This window comes from Rhodococcus sp. SG20037 (assembly GCF_031763325.1).
In the GTDB taxonomy this organism is placed as follows: domain Bacteria; phylum Actinomycetota; class Actinomycetes; order Mycobacteriales; family Mycobacteriaceae; genus Rhodococcus_F; species Rhodococcus_F qingshengii.
The window spans coordinates 1,947,864-1,963,303 of record NZ_CP134497.1; the positions used below are offsets into that span (position 1 = coordinate 1,947,864).

General features: G+C 61.9%; 11 protein-coding genes. 10 read left to right on the forward strand and 1 reads right to left on the reverse strand.

Annotation, left to right across the window (positions count from 1 at the left end; all coding sequences use genetic code 11):
• Positions 1-31: 31 nt before the first annotated feature.
• The 6 genes from RHP72_RS09245 (at position 32) to RHP72_RS09270 (ending at position 8,465) form a co-directional block, all read left to right on the forward strand.
• A complete protein-coding gene (locus tag RHP72_RS09245) occupies positions 32-571 on the forward strand; it encodes a hypothetical protein (RefSeq protein ID WP_311094591.1) in 540 nt (179 codons plus the stop codon).
• A gap of 331 nt (positions 572-902) precedes the next feature.
• A complete protein-coding gene (locus RHP72_RS09250) occupies positions 903-2,180 on the forward strand; it encodes an MFS transporter (RefSeq protein ID WP_085998903.1) in 1,278 nt (425 codons plus the stop codon).
• Between the two features lie 207 nt (positions 2,181-2,387).
• Complete coding sequence (locus RHP72_RS09255) at positions 2,388-4,025, forward strand: AMP-binding protein (protein WP_039973143.1); 1,638 nt, start codon at positions 2,388-2,390, stop codon at positions 4,023-4,025.
• Between the two features lie 4 nt (positions 4,026-4,029).
• Complete coding sequence (locus RHP72_RS09260; protein ID WP_003942072.1) at positions 4,030-5,697, forward strand: sigma-54-dependent Fis family transcriptional regulator; 1,668 nt, start codon at positions 4,030-4,032, stop codon at positions 5,695-5,697.
• Between the two features lie 108 nt (positions 5,698-5,805).
• Complete coding sequence (locus tag RHP72_RS09265; protein ID WP_019744236.1) at positions 5,806-7,305, forward strand: aldehyde dehydrogenase family protein; 1,500 nt, start codon at positions 5,806-5,808, stop codon at positions 7,303-7,305.
• Positions 7,306-7,352: 47 nt separating this feature from the next.
• The gene (locus RHP72_RS09270; protein ID WP_003942086.1) at positions 7,353-8,465 is read left to right on the forward strand and encodes an NDMA-dependent alcohol dehydrogenase; all 1,113 of its coding nucleotides are present in this window, start codon (positions 7,353-7,355) and stop codon (positions 8,463-8,465) included.
• A gap of 56 nt (positions 8,466-8,521) precedes the next feature.
• Here RHP72_RS09270 and RHP72_RS09275 read toward each other — a convergent pair whose 3' ends face one another.
• Positions 8,522-9,970 (reverse strand): hypothetical protein, encoded by a 1,449-nt coding sequence (locus tag RHP72_RS09275; RefSeq protein ID WP_311094593.1) that lies wholly within the window; start codon positions 9,968-9,970, stop codon positions 8,522-8,524.
• A 224-nt stretch (positions 9,971-10,194) separates the two neighbouring features.
• On the opposite strand from RHP72_RS09275, the gene RHP72_RS09280 reads away from it, so the two are divergent.
• The 4 genes from RHP72_RS09280 (at position 10,195) to RHP72_RS09295 (ending at position 15,424) form a co-directional block, all read left to right on the forward strand.
• Entirely contained in the window at positions 10,195-12,441 is a 2,247-nt protein-coding gene (locus RHP72_RS09280; protein WP_042453303.1) for an MMPL family transporter, read from the forward strand.
• Between the two features lie 183 nt (positions 12,442-12,624).
• Complete coding sequence (locus RHP72_RS09285; RefSeq protein ID WP_042453304.1) at positions 12,625-14,064, forward strand: hypothetical protein; 1,440 nt, start codon at positions 12,625-12,627, stop codon at positions 14,062-14,064.
• Entirely contained in the window at positions 14,061-14,717 is a 657-nt protein-coding gene (locus RHP72_RS09290; RefSeq protein WP_311094594.1) for a hypothetical protein, read from the forward strand. Before RHP72_RS09285 ends, RHP72_RS09290 begins: the two co-directional genes overlap by 4 nt.
• A 5-nt stretch (positions 14,718-14,722) precedes the next feature.
• Positions 14,723-15,424: a PQQ-binding-like beta-propeller repeat protein gene (locus RHP72_RS09295; protein WP_311094595.1), complete on the forward strand. Its 702-nt coding sequence runs from the start codon at positions 14,723-14,725 to the stop codon at positions 15,422-15,424.
• The last annotated feature ends 16 nt before the right edge of the window (positions 15,425-15,440 follow it).

The window sequence follows — 15,440 nt, forward strand, 5'->3', positions numbered from 1 at the left end:
CGCAGAGGCGGCACGTGAGTAGGAGAAATCGATGGCCTTCGCTGGCAATGTGGACGAGTTGGCACTGCTCCAAGCAGTACGTCTCAAGGAGCGGGTCGGAGCGGTCGTCCTGGCCGAGCACCTGGGCGTCAGCTCGGCTTCCGGTCAAGCTGCGTACGACGCACTTGTCGCGCAGGGCAAAGCGGTCGAAGCGGAAAACGCCATCAGCCTGACCGAGAACGGTTTGGCAGAACTCGAAGATCAGTTGGACGCCGAGCGCGTCTCGATCGACGAGGACTCCATCGGTGAGGTGTACGAGGCGTTCCTTCCCTTGGACGAGGAGTTCGCCGCGCTCATCGACGACGCAGATGCGGATTCCCTTGCAGAGTTGGATCGCCGGGCTGCAAACCTGTTCGACGATCTGTCGGCATTCGTTCCGCGGTTGTCTCGTTACCAGGATCTCTTCTCGGATGCTCTCGCGAAAGTGCAAGCGGGGGAGTTCAAGTGGATTTCCGAACCGATCATCGACTCCTACGCCACGGTGTGGGGCGAGATCCGTCAGGAACTGTTCGGGGCTGCCGGTAAGGCTTGATCCGTAGCGTTGCACCGTGACGCCGTTTCTCGAGGGCCGTCCGATTCGTGAGAACGAATCGGACGGCCTGCGGCATGTCGAGGGTCGTGAAACTCGTTACCATTGCATACAAGTCGTGACCTAGATCACTCGTACCCCCTTTCGGGGGTAGTGCGGGGGTGAGCCACATCACTACCTTTCCTCCTATCGACGGTGATGCCCACAGGGCGACACCACGGGACCACGGAGGAATCGAGTGACCACAGTCTCTCCCACAGGCGGCACCAGTGCCGCCGGCGCCGGGGGTGCGAGTGCCGCAGGTGCGACGCAGCCCCCGCAGAACACCACCAGTGTGCGGCGCGTCGCAATCGCGAGTTGTATCGGCACGACTATCGAGTTCTACGACTTCTTCATCTACGGAACCGCTGCGGCACTTGTCTTTCCGACGGTGTTCTTCCCCGCGCTCGGTGCCACTGCGGGAACTGTCGCATCGTTTGCGACTTTCGCAGTCGCATTCATCGCCCGGCCCGTCGGCGCAATGTTGTTCGGACACTTCGGTGATCGCATCGGTCGCAAGAAGACGCTGATCTCGACGCTCCTGCTCATGGGTATCTCGACGCTCCTGATCGGCTTGCTGCCGGGTGCTGCAACCATCGGTGTCGCGGCCCCGATCATCTTGGTGCTCTTGCGATTCGGCCAAGGTTTCGCGGTCGGTGGTGAGTGGGCAGGCGCAACCTTGCTCACGGCGGAATACGCTCCACCGGGCAAACGTGGTCTGTATGCGATGTTCCCGCAGCTCGGCCCTGCAATCGCCTTCGTTCTCTCGAGCAGTACCTTCCTCATCACCGGCGCAGTTCTCGGCGACACCAACCAGGCTTTCCTCGATTACGGCTGGCGTATCCCGTTCCTGTTCTCCATCGTGTTGGTCGGCATCGGCCTCTACATGCGACTCGCTATCGAGGAGACTCCCGTCTTCAAGGCGGAGCAGGCAGAGCGCGTCGCGGAGCAGAAGAACGAAGCACCGCGCACCCTTCCGTTCCTGGATGCCTGGCGGTTCCAGACCAAGGAGATCCTGCTCTCGGCAGGCGCCCTGGCTTGCCTGTTCGCGTTTTTCTACATGGGCACGGCTTTCCTGACGAGCTACGGAACAAAGACCCTCGGCTTCTCCCGTCCGTTCGTCCTGTCGGTCGGTATCGCTTCCGCGGTTGTCTTCGGTGCGGCGATCGTCGTTTCCGCTCTGTACTCGGACCGCATCGGGCGCCGCAAGGTCATCATGATCTCGTGTGGTCTGGCCGTCGTCTGGGCGCTGGTGCTGTTCCCGCTCCTCGACACGGGATCGCCGATCGCGTTCATCATCGGAATGTTCGGCACGCTCATGATCTTCGGAATCGCCTACGGCCCCTGCGGTGCGCTGCTTCCGGAAATGTTCCAGACCCGCTACCGCTACACCGGTGCCGGCCTCGGCTACAACCTCGCCGGAGTGCTCGGTGGGGCAGTGCCGCCGCTGATCGCCGCACCGCTGGCCTCGGCCTACGGGAGTATGGCCATCGGAGTCATGCTGGCGATCCTGGGTGTGTTGAGCCTGATCTGCACCTGGGCACTCGTCGAGACCAAGGACCACGCGCTGTAGCCATTGTGCGCCTTTATTAACCGCCGGCGGTTAATAAAGGCGCACAGCAGGCGGGTGGGGTGTCCGGACTCTGAACAGTTACGGCCACCCCGCACCGGGAAGTATGTCGTGCATCACACCGAATCGAGTAAATTCGTAGATGAGAGGGTCCGCTGCGGCGGCCCCTCTCATAGGTGCCTGAACAGGTAACCGGAGAGGACAGAACACATGAGTACGCCGCTGCCCAGCTATACGTCCGGAGTATGGGACGGTCCGATGCTGGGCGACACCATCGGAGACAACCTCGATCGCACGGTTGCCGCACACGGCGACCGCGATGCGTTGATCGACCACGCCAGCGGTCGACGATGGACGTACCGGGAGTTCGCCGAGCAGGTGAACGGGCTCGCTGCCGGACTACTTTCCCGTGGTGTGGGGAAGGGCGATCGGGTAGGAATCTGGGCTCCCAACTGTCCGGAATGGACGTTCACGCAATACGCGACGGCAAAGGTCGGCGCGATCCTGGTCAACATCAATCCGGCGTACCGCTCGCACGAGTTGCAGTACGTGCTCGAGCAGGCCGGGATCTCGACGCTGGTGTCTGCGGCCAGCTTCAAGACCTCGGACTACGCGTCGATGATCGAGACGGTGCGGCCGCAGTGCCCGGATCTGACGTCGGTGCTCCTGCTCGGTTCACCCGAGTGGGACGCGGTGCTTGCAGACGGCTTGGCGGCGCAGGCAAGCGATCCGGCTCCGCTCGCCGCAGCCCAGGCCGCGTTGTCGGCTGACGACGCGATCAACATCCAATACACCTCGGGTACTACCGGTTTCCCGAAGGGCGCGACGCTCAGTCACCACAACATCCTCAACAACGGCTATTTCGTCGGCGAGTTGTGCCACTACAGCGAGGTCGATCGGGTGTGCATCCCGGTGCCGTTCTACCACTGCTTCGGCATGGTGATGGGCAACCTTGCGTGCACCAGTCATGGTGCTGCCATGGTCATTCCGGGTCCGGCTTTCGATCCGCGTGCTTCGCTCGAAGCCGTTCAGGCCGAAAAGTGCACGTCCCTCTACGGCGTTCCGACGATGTTCATCGCGGAGTTGGCGTTGCCGGACTTCGACAGCTTCGATCTGTCGTCCCTTCGCACCGGCATCATGGCGGGCTCGCCCTGCCCGGTCGAGGTGATGAAGCAGGTCATCGATCGCATGGGCATGTCGGAGGTGTCCATCTGCTACGGCATGACGGAGACCTCGCCGGTGTCGTTGCAGACCCGCTCGGACGATTCGATCGAGCAGCGCACCGAAACGGTCGGACGGGTAGGGCCGCATCTCGAGATCAAGATCGTCGATCCGGCAACCGGATTGACGGTGCCCCGTGGCGAGCCGGGTGAACTGTGCACGCGTGGTTACTCGGTCATGCTCGGATACTGGGAGAACCCGGAGAAGACCGCCGAGGCGATCGACGCTGCCCGGTGGATGCACACCGGAGACATCGGAGTCATGGACGAGGCCGGATACGTCGCCATCACGGGACGCATCAAGGACATGGTCATCCGCGGTGGCGAGAACGTCTATCCGCGTGAGATCGAGGAGTTTCTCTACACCCACCCCGACATTCTCGATGCGCAGGTCATCGGTGTACCCGACGCAAAGTACGGCGAGGAATTGATGGTGTGGGTCCAGATGCGCGAAGGTGCAGACGATCTCGACGCCGATTCGGTCCGCGCGTTCTGCACCGGCAAGCTCGCGCACTACAAGATTCCGCGGTACGTCCATGTCGTCGACGAGTTCCCGATGACAGTCACGGGCAAGGTCCGCAAGATCGCGATGCGAGAACAGGCGATCGAATTGATCGGTCAGGCCTGAGAGTATGTCCGCGAACCCAGGGGAGCGTGAGCCGGTACGCCCCGAGATCGCGCTCTCCTGGAAGCGTTCTCGACTCAGTGGCCTCGACCCGTCGTCGGCCATCGCCGTGGACACCGAGGAGCAGGACGGTGAGTCTCGTCTGCTCCGGGCCGCCGCACCCGTGCTCGACGAAGTTTCGCAACAGATCGCGGGCACCGGTTTCTGCGTGCTGCTTGCTGATCGCGAATGCCGCGTGGTCGCTTCGGTGTACTCCGACAGTCGCGTCGAGCGAACGATCGAGCGGTTGGGTGTCGTCAACGGTTCACGCTTCGGTGAAGAGCACGCCGGCACCAACGCGCTTGGTACGCCCCTCGAGGTCGGACGAAGCGTGGTGATCCACGGTGACGAGCATTTCCTCGACAGCCTCAAGGGTTTGAGCTGCTACGGACAGCCGATCCTGCATCCCGTCACACGTCGTGTCGAAGGCATTCTCGACATGACCGGCGTTGTCTCGCAGGCCAACCCACTGTTCGCGCCCTTCCTTGCGCGTGCTGCAGCGGACATCGAGAAACGGCTGCTCGAAGGCTCGAAAGCATCGGAGCAGCGGCTGGTCGACGCATTCCAGCGAGTTTCACATCAGCGCCACATTGCCGTCGCGGCCATCGGCGACGACATCCTGCTGAGCAACCGAACCGCTTTGGATCTGCTCGACACCGCAGACCATGTATCGCTCCGTTCCTTGATTGCCGACCTGAATCCAGACCAATCACGATTGGTGACAGTCGAATTGGCGTCCGGCGCGCTGGCGCGAGTTCAAGCCGACCGGATTTCCGGGGCTGACGGTGGTGCGCTCTTCCTGGTCGAACCACTCCAACGGGAACGGGCACCGATCCGCAGAACGCACGAGCGGGCACCGTCTCCGGGCGAACGACTGCGGCGCGACCTGATGCGGGCGCGGGCAACCTCTGCCGCCGTGGCGATCTCGGGTGAAGCGGGATCCGGCCGAACCTCGGCAGCATCGGACGTAGTCGGCAGTGTCGATGCGAGTTGGCTCGATGCCACGCGAATCGCGTTCGACGGCCGTGAGCAGTGGGTCACCGATCTCGTGCGAGCAGCCCGTAAGCGTTCGGGCGTGGTCGTGATCGAACAGGTACAACTCCTTCCTGACTCGGTGTTGCCGCTGGTCGCAGACCTGATCGACGCCAGCGCCGAGGGGCCGAAAATCGTACTGACCAGCGGAGCGGCAGTTGATCTTCCGCCGACCATCGCCGCGCTGCTCTCACGATGCGCCTCCCGGGTTGTCATCACCCCACTGCGCGAGCGACAGGCTGAGATCGCCGAGTTGGCACAAGTCATGTTGGAGGGGATCTCACCAGAACTGAGATTGACCGCCAGCGCTGCCGAAGCACTCGCGGCGGCCAACTGGCCGGGCAACCTGGCCGAATTGCGCGTCGTGTTGAATCGCGCCTCGGATGAACGCTCGAGCAATCGCATCGACGTCGCTGATCTGCCCGAGGACTATCGCACCACGACCAAGGTGTCGCGGTTGGCAGGGCGGGAGAAAGCCGAGCGCCAGGCGATCATCGGAGCGTTGAAAGACTGCGGCGGCAACAAGGTTCACGCGTCGGCGCAACTCGGAATCAGCCGAAGCACTCTCTACACACGGATGCGGGCGCTCGACATCACTGTGTAGTTTGCTGTCCGACTTCAGTTGTACAAAGTTCGGACAGTTAGCACCCCCGGAAGCGCGGAAGTATGGCGTGCATCACATTCGCACCTCACTACTTCAGGGGAGTTTCCGATGACGGCAGTAGCCGAACACACCATCAGTTCCGCGGTACAGGGTTTCCTGAACGGACCGAAGAAGCTCTACATCGGCGGCGAATTCGTCGACGCCGCTTCGGGTCAGACCTTCGCGACGTACAACCCGGCTGACGGACAGAAGCTCGCAGACGTGGCACACGGTCAGGCCGAAGACATCGACCGCGCGGTACGTGCCGCTCGAACGGCTTTCGAGGACGGCCCCTGGTCACGTATGAAGGCAAACGAGCGCGAGCGGATGATCTGGCGCGTCGGCGACATTCTCAGTGCTCGTGCCGAGGAATTCGGTCAGCTCGAAGCTCTCGACAACGGCAAGTCCGTTGCCATCGCCACCGCCGTCGACGTGGCTTGGGCCGCAGACGTTTTCCGCTACTACGCGGGTTGGGCCACCAAGATCGAAGGCAGCACCGTCAACGTGTCGATGCCCTTCTCTCCGGGCGGCGAGTTCCACGCCTACACCCTGCGTGAGGCGATCGGCGTCTGTGGACTGATCGTGCCGTGGAACTTCCCGCTGCTGATGTCGTCGTGGAAGCTCGCCCCCGCGCTCGCCGCCGGCAACACGGTGATCCTCAAGCCCGCTGAGCAGACCCCGCTCACCGCACTGCTTCTCGCGGAGGTCTTCGAAGAAGCAGGCTTCCCGCCCGGCGTCGTCAACATCGTTCCCGGCTTCGGCGATGCAGGTGCTGCTCTGTCCGGCCACGACGACGTGGACAAGGTTGCGTTCACCGGTTCCACCGAGGTGGGTAAGAAGATCGTCGACGCCGCCAAGGGCAATCTGAAGAAGGTTACGCTCGAGCTCGGTGGCAAGAGCCCCAATATCGTGTTCGCCGACGCCGATTTCGATTCCGCGGTGGAGGGTTCGCTCAACGCGTGGCTGTTCAACCACGGACAGTGCTGCGTTGCGGGTACTCGTCTGTACGTCGAGGACACCATCTTCGAGAAGTTCACCGAGGCCGTCGCGCACGCAGCGAGCCAGGTCAAGATCGGACCCGGCCTCGATCCCACCACCCAGCTCGGACCGCTGGTCTCGCAGGAGCAGTTCGACAAGGTGACCGGCTACCTGCGTGAGGGAATCGCCGACGGCGCACGTGCACTGACGGGCGGCAACCGCTGGGGCGATCAGGGCTACTTCGTCGAGCCGACCGTCTTCGTTGACGTCAAGCCCGAATTCTCCATCGTTCAGGAGGAGATCTTCGGACCCGTCGTGGCGGCGCTGCCGTTCAACGCGGACGACGGACCGATCACTGCCGCAAACGATTCCATCTACGGCTTGGCCGCCGGCATCTGGACCCGGGACATTTCCAAGGCTCACCGCACGGCGAAGCGCTTGAAGGCCGGTTCGGTGTGGATCAACCAGTACAACGGCTTCGACACTGCAATGCCCTTCGGTGGATACAAGCAGTCCGGCTGGGGCCGCGAGCTCGGCGCTTCGGCTATCGATCTCTACACCCAGACCAAGGCCGTCAACATCGCTCTCTGACCGACCCCATCGCTCATTCTCTCGTCCGACAATCAAGGAGATCACCAGTGAAGACCAAAGCTGCTGTACTGCTCGAGCCCGGAAAGCCTTTCGAGATCATGGAACTCGACCTCGACGGCCCGGGTGTGGGTGAGGTACTGATCAAGTACACCGCTGCCGGACTGTGCCATTCGGATCTGCACCTGACCGACGGTGATCTCCCGCCGCGTTACCCGATCGTCGGCGGACACGAAGGCTCGGGCATCATCGAAGAGGTCGGCCCAGGCGTCACGAAGGTCAAGCCGGGCGACCATGTCGTGTGTAGCTTCATCCCCAACTGCGGCACCTGTCGCTACTGCTCGACCGGTCGCCAGAACCTCTGCGACATGGGTGCCACCATCCTCGAAGGCTCGATGCCCGACGGTTCCTTCCGTTTCCACGGCAACGGAATGGATTTCGGCGGAATGTGCATGTTGGGAACGTTCTCCGAGCGCGCCACCATTTCTCAGCACTCGGTAGTCAAGATCGACGACTGGCTTCCCTTGGAGACAGCGGTGGTCGTCGGCTGCGGCGTGCCTTCGGGTTGGGGAACGGCAGTAAATGCCGGTAACCTTCGCGCCGGTGACACCGCTGTGATCTACGGCATCGGTGGTCTCGGCATCAACGCCGTCCAGGGCGCCGTTTCGGCCGGCTGCAAGTACGTCGTTGTGGTCGATCCGGTTGCTCTCAAGCGTGAGACCGCACTGAAGTTCGGTGCAACCCATGCCTTTGCAGACGCCGAGAGCGCTGCTGCCAAGGTCAACGAGCTGACGTGGGGACAGGGTGCCGACGCTGCGCTCATCCTTGTCGGCACCGTCGACGAGGACGTGGTCAGTGCAGCGACGGCAGTGATCGGCAAGGGTGGCACCGTGGTGATCACGGGACTCGCCGACCCCGCCAAGCTGACCGTTCACGTGTCGGGTACCGACCTGACGCTGAACCAGAAGACGATCAAGGGCACGCTGTTCGGGTCCATGAATCCGCAGTACGACATCGTGCGACTGCTGCGTCTCTACGATGCCGGTCAGCTCAAGCTCGACGAACTGATCACCAACACCTACAGCCTCGAAGACGTCAACAAGGGCTACCAGGATCTACGTGACGGCAAGAACATCCGTGGCGTGATCATTCACGACAAGTAACCCCAAGTGCTGTGGCGCCTTTATTAACCGCCCGCGGTTAATAAAGGCGCACAGCACTATTTCTTGGCTTTCGACAAAATCTGCATCAACTGAAGTAGCGCCGAGAACTTCGCGAACACCGAGCGCGAGACCACCGGACCGAAAGCCGCGGTGTCGGTTGCGTCGAAGGCGTCGAGCAGATCGCGGAAACTTTCGACCTGTTTGACCATCGCGTCCAGGTCGACGTGCGTGACGGCGTCGGCTTCGCGCAGAGCGAGCAGGTACTGCGGCGCCGTCACCAAGGCGACCGCCGGGATCTTCCGCTCGAACAGTGGTTCGCCCTCACCGAAATGAATGACCGGTCCTGGCGCCACGATTCGGCGATCGCCCGCTCCAATGTCGCGCCACAGCGGTGCAACGATGTCGTGCACTTCCCGACTCGTCGCGTAGAGCAGTTCCGGTTCCGGAGTGGTCTCCAAGGCATAGCCGCCGGTCGAGTTGTCCTCGGTATCACCCAGTGCGCCGAGGTGCTCGATGGCGATCCCCGCTACGGCGCGCGCCTGACCGGCTTTGCCCTTCCACATCTCGGGGTGCGCTTCGAGCCAGGTGGACGTTGCCTGTCCGTGCTTGGACACCGCTGGAATACGAAGGTGGCCAGTCGTCAGGACAAAAACGTACGACCGTCGATGCGGCTGCGCCACGGCGTGCCGCGCCAACGCCAACATTCCCAGATGGCCGTTCTCCTCGACACCGTTGGTTCCGTCGCTGTGAGTGATGAGCAGAATCGTCTCTTCGGGTGAGGTTCCGGGGGACACCGCCCACACCGTGTCGGTCCGGGTGTCCGGATGCAGAGTCGCATCCAGTACCAGAGTCGCCAGCTGACCGGAGCGAGCTGCAGCGACAACCTTCGCGCCCTCGTCGCCGGCCACCCAGACGGCGGGGATGTCGTGATATGGCTGCGTGAACGGAAGATATTGTCCCAGTGCGTTGTCCGGAGCGATGTCACGCCACACCGCGATCACGCCGAGGACACCGGCCTTGCGGGCCTTGTCGAGCTTCGGGCCCAGAAGTGTTGCGGAGAGAACCGGATTTCGAAGTGTCTCGTCGGTGGCGATCGGGCCCCACTCGCTGACCAGTAGCTTGCGGGGGAGATCGATGTGCGGGACCTCGATCACTGCGATCGCGCCCTTTGCCGCCGACCACTTGGGGCGTCGCGCGCTGACGTAGACCAGGGGAGCGGAGATTCCCTGTGGCCCGGTCAATCCGGAGTAGGGGAATGCGGACGAAACTCTGATCGGTCCCGTCGGCAATTCGATGCGAAGTCCGTCAGGTGTCGCCGGCAGATCCCAGCGTTCGAAAGTGTGTGAATCACGCCGGACGTCGAGGCCCAGTTCGGTCAGTTCGTTCGCGACTTCTTCCACCACCTCGTGGTGTGCAGGAGAGCCCGTCAATCGTGGGCCCAGCGCGTCGAGTCGCTGTTGGCCGGCAAGGAGGAGATCGCGATCGACGGCCTGGCCGTGATTCATGGGATTGCCTTTCGTACTACGCGACGTCTGCTCTGGTGAGGCGCCTGCCCGTGTCGTGTCCACGGTACCGAGCGGTCTGAAAAGGAGACGGAGAGCGCGCCGGATATGCCGTTTTCGCAGATATACCAGGTGCCAACGAGCCGGTCGGTCCGTACCGTATGACCTTGGCACCGAAAGACTCCGTGTTCTTCGGACAGACCAGTCCACGGCGAGAGAGGCCTACGTTGGCTACGTATCTTTACAGGTTGGGGAAGTTCGCTTTCCGCCACAAGTATCTTGTGGTGGCCGCGTGGATTATCGTGATCGCGGTGGTGGGGGGCGCTATCAGCGCCACAAATCCGACGTTCTCCAAAGAATTCAACCTTCCGGGCACCGATTCACAGCGTGCGACCGAGTTGATGAACGAGAACTTTGCAGCTGCAGCGGAGCAGCAAACTCAGGCGTCGACCAGTATTCTCATCGCGGCAGACGACGGGCTTGCCGCGCACAGCGATCAGATCGATCAGTTGATCGCGCAGGCGAAGACGTTGCCGGACATCGTCGATCCCGAGAAGATCGTCAATCCGGTCACTCTCGCGGAGGCCAATCCAGCGGTGGCGTCGGCCGTTCTCGGCGACAACGGCAAGGTCGGGCTGATCCAGCTCAATCAGTCGATTCGCATCGAGGATCAGACGCAGGCCAACAAGACCGCGTTCCTCGACTTGATGGCAAAGTTCCGCACCGGCGGCTTGCAAGTCGAAGGAACCGGCTCGATGATGCAGGTGCAGGCCGCGGGCGGTCTGTCGGAGATGCTCGGCTTCGCGGTGGCGTTCATCGTGATGATCGTGGCGTTCGGTGCACTCATCGCGGCGTTCATCCCGTTGTTCACTGCAATTCTGGGAATTGCGCTGGCCACTCTGACTGTCACCCTCGGCTCGGGCTTCTTCGACATCAACGAAGGCGTCACGGGAATCGTCACGATGATCGGCATCGCAGTCTCGATCGACTACGCGTTGTTCATCGTGTCGCGCTACCGCAGTGAGCTCAACCTGGGCGGAACCAGGGAAGCCGCCGCCGGACGCGCAGTAGGTACTGCCGGTTCGTCTGTCGTATTCGCAGGCCTGACAGTGGTGGTTGCGCTGGCGGCCCTGGCGGTGGTCGGGGTTCCGATGATCACGCAGATGGGAATCTCGGCAGCGGTTGCCGTCATCATCGCTGTGCTCGGCGCAATCACATTGATCCCAGCGGTTCTGGGTATCTTCGGCCGATTCGCGTTCTCGCCTCGTATCCCCGGGCTGCGCCACGGTGACGAGCCCGAGACGATGGAATCCAACGGACATCGCTGGGCCAAGATAGTCACCAAGTACCCGTGGCCGATCGCGGGTGCTGCGCTGGTGCTTCTGGTGATCGCGGCTATTCCGATGACGAAGCTCGAACTCGGACTCTCGTTCACTCAGGACGAAGAGCGGCCGGCACTTGCCCTGCTGCAACGTGGGTTCGGTGAAGGCGTCAATGGCGAATTGTTCGTCGTGCTCGACGCGCCTGACGGCACCGACATCACCGCGATTGCCGAAGGCGCTGTCGCGCACATCAAGGGCCTCGACAACGTCGCAACTCCGGATCAGTTGATGTGGGTCGGAAACGGACCGGACGCAGCAAACCCGATGGCGGGCGCCAACTCTGCGCTCATCGCGGTCACCCCGCAGATGTCACCGAGCGGCCCCGAAACCCACGAGCTGATGAATCAGATCCGGGATTACGGATCGACGGTGAAATCGGAAGGCGCAGAACTCGGTGTAGCGGGGCAAACCGCGATCGTTGCCGACATGTCGTCGAAGCTCAGTTCCGCGCTCATCCCGTATCTCATCGTGGTTGTGGGGCTGGCGTTCATCATCATGATGGTCGTCTTCCGCTCGATCCTGGTGCCGCTGACCGCAACTCTCGGATTCCTGTTTTCCGTCTGTGCGACCTTCGGCGCCACGGTGGCCATCTTCCAGGAGGGCGACTTCGGGCTGATCGAGCACACACAACCCATCATCTCGTTCCTGCCGATCTTCATGATCGGTGTGGTCTTCGGGTTGGCGATGGACTATCAAGTGTTCCTCGTGACGCGAATGCGCGAGGAATACGTGCACGGATTGTCGGCCAAGGACGCCATCATCTCCGGCTACACCCATGGTGCTCGCGTGGTCGCGTCGGCGGCCATCATCATGATCTCCGTGTTCGGCGCATTCATGCTGTCCTCGGAGACGACAAGCAAGATGATGGGCTTCGGCCTCGCGGCGGCAGTCTTCTTCGACGCCTTCATCATCCGCATGATCGTGATACCTGCGGTCATGTCGATTCTCGGTGATTCAGCGTGGAAGTTGCCGGCGTGGCTCGACAAGATCCTGCCGAACGTCGACATCGAGGGTGAAGCGATTCGACGGATTCCGATCGAGCAGGATCCGGATTCCGATCCAGACCCGAATCAGGTGCCTGTGAGGGTGTAAGCACTCGGGTCGTTAGAACGGGGTGCCGGTTGCACAGCAACTGGCACCCCGTTCTTCTGTGTTCATACGGAGCCCGCGCGATAGGAAACCATCCGGTTGGTAACAGAAATTGCTGTGATCGCGACAGGAATTCCAGAGGCGACGCGCATCGGGGGCGAGCCGTGACGGTGACTGCGAGGGTACGTGTCGAAGGAGCAAACCGATTCGAATCGGGTGGAGAAGTGGACCTTCGCGCTGACGGTCGTCTCCCTGATCGCCGGTGGGACAGTGGTTGCCGGGCTGGTGGATCGGTGGAGCAGTTCGCCGTCCGATGACATCTCGGTAGCTGCGTCATCTTCGATCACCATGACATCCACACCGGACGAGATTCCGGCGGAAGACGTGCCTGAATTCTCGTACGTCACGCCGAGCGCGGTGTACCCGACAACGATTCCGGGTTGTGAAAGCGTCGAAGCGCCGGAGGAGGATTCGTTCTTCTCCTATATTCTCGACGGATCTGATACGTACGACGATCCACGCTTTCCGTGGTTCTCGAGTGCCAAGGCCGCCGCGATGTCGGAAGCGGTCAAGCAGGCGCTCCCGAAAGATGTCGAGCTGAAGTTCGCCAGCCCGGGTAATTCGCTGCAGTTCGGGCCGATCTCTGCACCTTCGAACACAGATGGGCTGCCCGAGGGTTTCTCGCTCGAGGAGTTGGCGTCCACCACTGCGTCCGGGACGCTGATTCGGGACGGGAAGATCGGCGCGCTCAGCCTGATGCTGCACTCGAGTTCTGATCCGATCCCATCGTGTGTTGCGGGGTCGCTCGTCGAACGTCGGGTGCTGGCTGACCAGTCGGTAGTGGATCTGCAGGATACGTGGAGCGAAACCAATGGTGTACGCACCCTTGGTCGGTCGGCGATGTTGTACGGAGTCGACGGGACCCGTATTCAGGCGTATGTCAACGACACTAACAACGACGGAGGTCGGAACGCCGAGAGTTCCGGCGTGGTGCCACTGACTCTCGACGACCTTGTAACCCTTGTCGAAATGCCACAGCTGCGAATCACTACTCCAGTTCCCCCGGGTACGGCACCCCTTTCGCCCGGGTGCCACGGGATCCCTCGAGACTCTAGCGACGTGGCTGAACTCGATCGCGCGACGATCGAACGTCTCAACGCGGTACTCGAGATCAGATGGCGCGCTGTATCTCCGGGTTTTCCGATTCTTGATACCGGACCGGGCACTCTGACGGTGGCGGAGAATGACAAGTCCACTGCATGTCAGAGACTTCTCACCCGGACGGGAGACAGCGAGTCGACGCTCAACATGACAATTACCGGCGGACAACCACTCCCTACGGAGCCCAACAAATACGACCCTTCCTACGACGGGCACCCCTTGGAGTTCGTGACGCGACCGGATGGATCCGTGATCGAGCGAGACGAACGGGATTACTCGACCGTACCCATGACAAATGACGGCTCGAAAGCAGAATCGACGCAGGAAACGAGCAGGTCGGTGGTGGTCACCCGACCGAATGGGACCCAAGTCTCGGTTTCGTCGTCGGCTGCGATCCCGAACGTGCCGATGACGTTCGAGCAGTTGGAGTTTCTCGCGACGACCGAAGGCCTGGAGATTCGATGACCACCAGATTCTCCCCGAAATCGCGACTTCGGATCGCGGCCGCCGCAGCCGTAGTCACCGTCACTGCCGCCATCGCCACGGTGGTCACGTCGACGAGTTCCGAACCGACAGCGATCTCGTCGCCGCTATGGAGCGTCGAGGCCTCCGAGATTCTCGGGCGCGAGTTCGCGATCTTCCGGAGCCCACTTGTTGGCACCGAATTCAACATGGACATGGGCGGATTCATCGACGCCGGATCACTCGTGGTCACGATGATCGGTATGCCGGATCGTCAGGCGTATTCGTTGGACGACGCAGAATTGGTCGGATTGGACGCCGAAGATGGCACAGTTCGTTGGCGCACGTCGGCGGTCGACATCGGTGGTTGCTCCGAGACTCTGCTCGGCAGTTCGGTGCTGTGTTTCTCCGGGCCGTACGTATCCGGTGGTTCGTACTCGCTGTTCGACATCGAGACGGGAGAGCGGCGAGACATCAAGACACCGTGGGCACCGATCATCGCGGTTGTCTCGGGTGACACGGTCCTCGCGCTCGAGGGTGATATCGAGAGCAACGACGTTCGCGTGCACAGCGGAACCGTCGACGATCCGGAGCGAACTGGTCCAAAGCGTTCGACGTCGGTGGATCGTGGGAAGCCGGATACGTCGATCCGGTGATGTCGGTGCACGGCGATCTGGGTGTGATCGCTCTCGACGAGTCTCTGGGATTCGACCTGAAGACCGGCGAACAGCGGTGGGTACACGGTTACTCCACCTGTTCGACCGCGCATACATCGTCGGACGGCGTGACATTGGTGTCGGATGGCGGTTGCGAAGGCAATGGCCGTCCGACAAGTGAGTACGCGCTCGATCAGAACGGGCGCGAGTTCGCCAGGACGGACGAACTCCCCTCGGAGTCCTCGTATTTCGGCGGCCGATACAGCCGAGATGAACCTGCCGGCGGATCGACTCCGATCATTCTGGGAGACAGCGGTTTCGACCGGACTTCCGGCGAGAAATTGTGGTCCAACAGTGAACTCTTCGACACCGCACAGTCGTTGGCGGTGATCGGCAACGTGGTTGCCGTGACCCGTTCCGGTTCCGAGCCCGAGGTCCAGTTCGTGGACCTCTTCACCGGTGAGGTCTTGTGGCGATCAAACGCCGAGCGCGCCGGGGAGGTTGTCTGGCACGGCGATGTCGTTATCGACGAGGGAAACGTCTACGGAACGGATGTCCGTACGGGCCAACGTAGTTGGGAGGTTCGGGTGGATCAGGACGGGGACGACGAGTTCACCCCCTGGGCGATGCCGCGGGAGCTGTGGGCGGGGGAGAAGGTGCTGTTGCGTTCCAGTGAAGACCGCGTCACGGCGTTGAAACTGTCGTGAAATTCGGTGGCTGCGA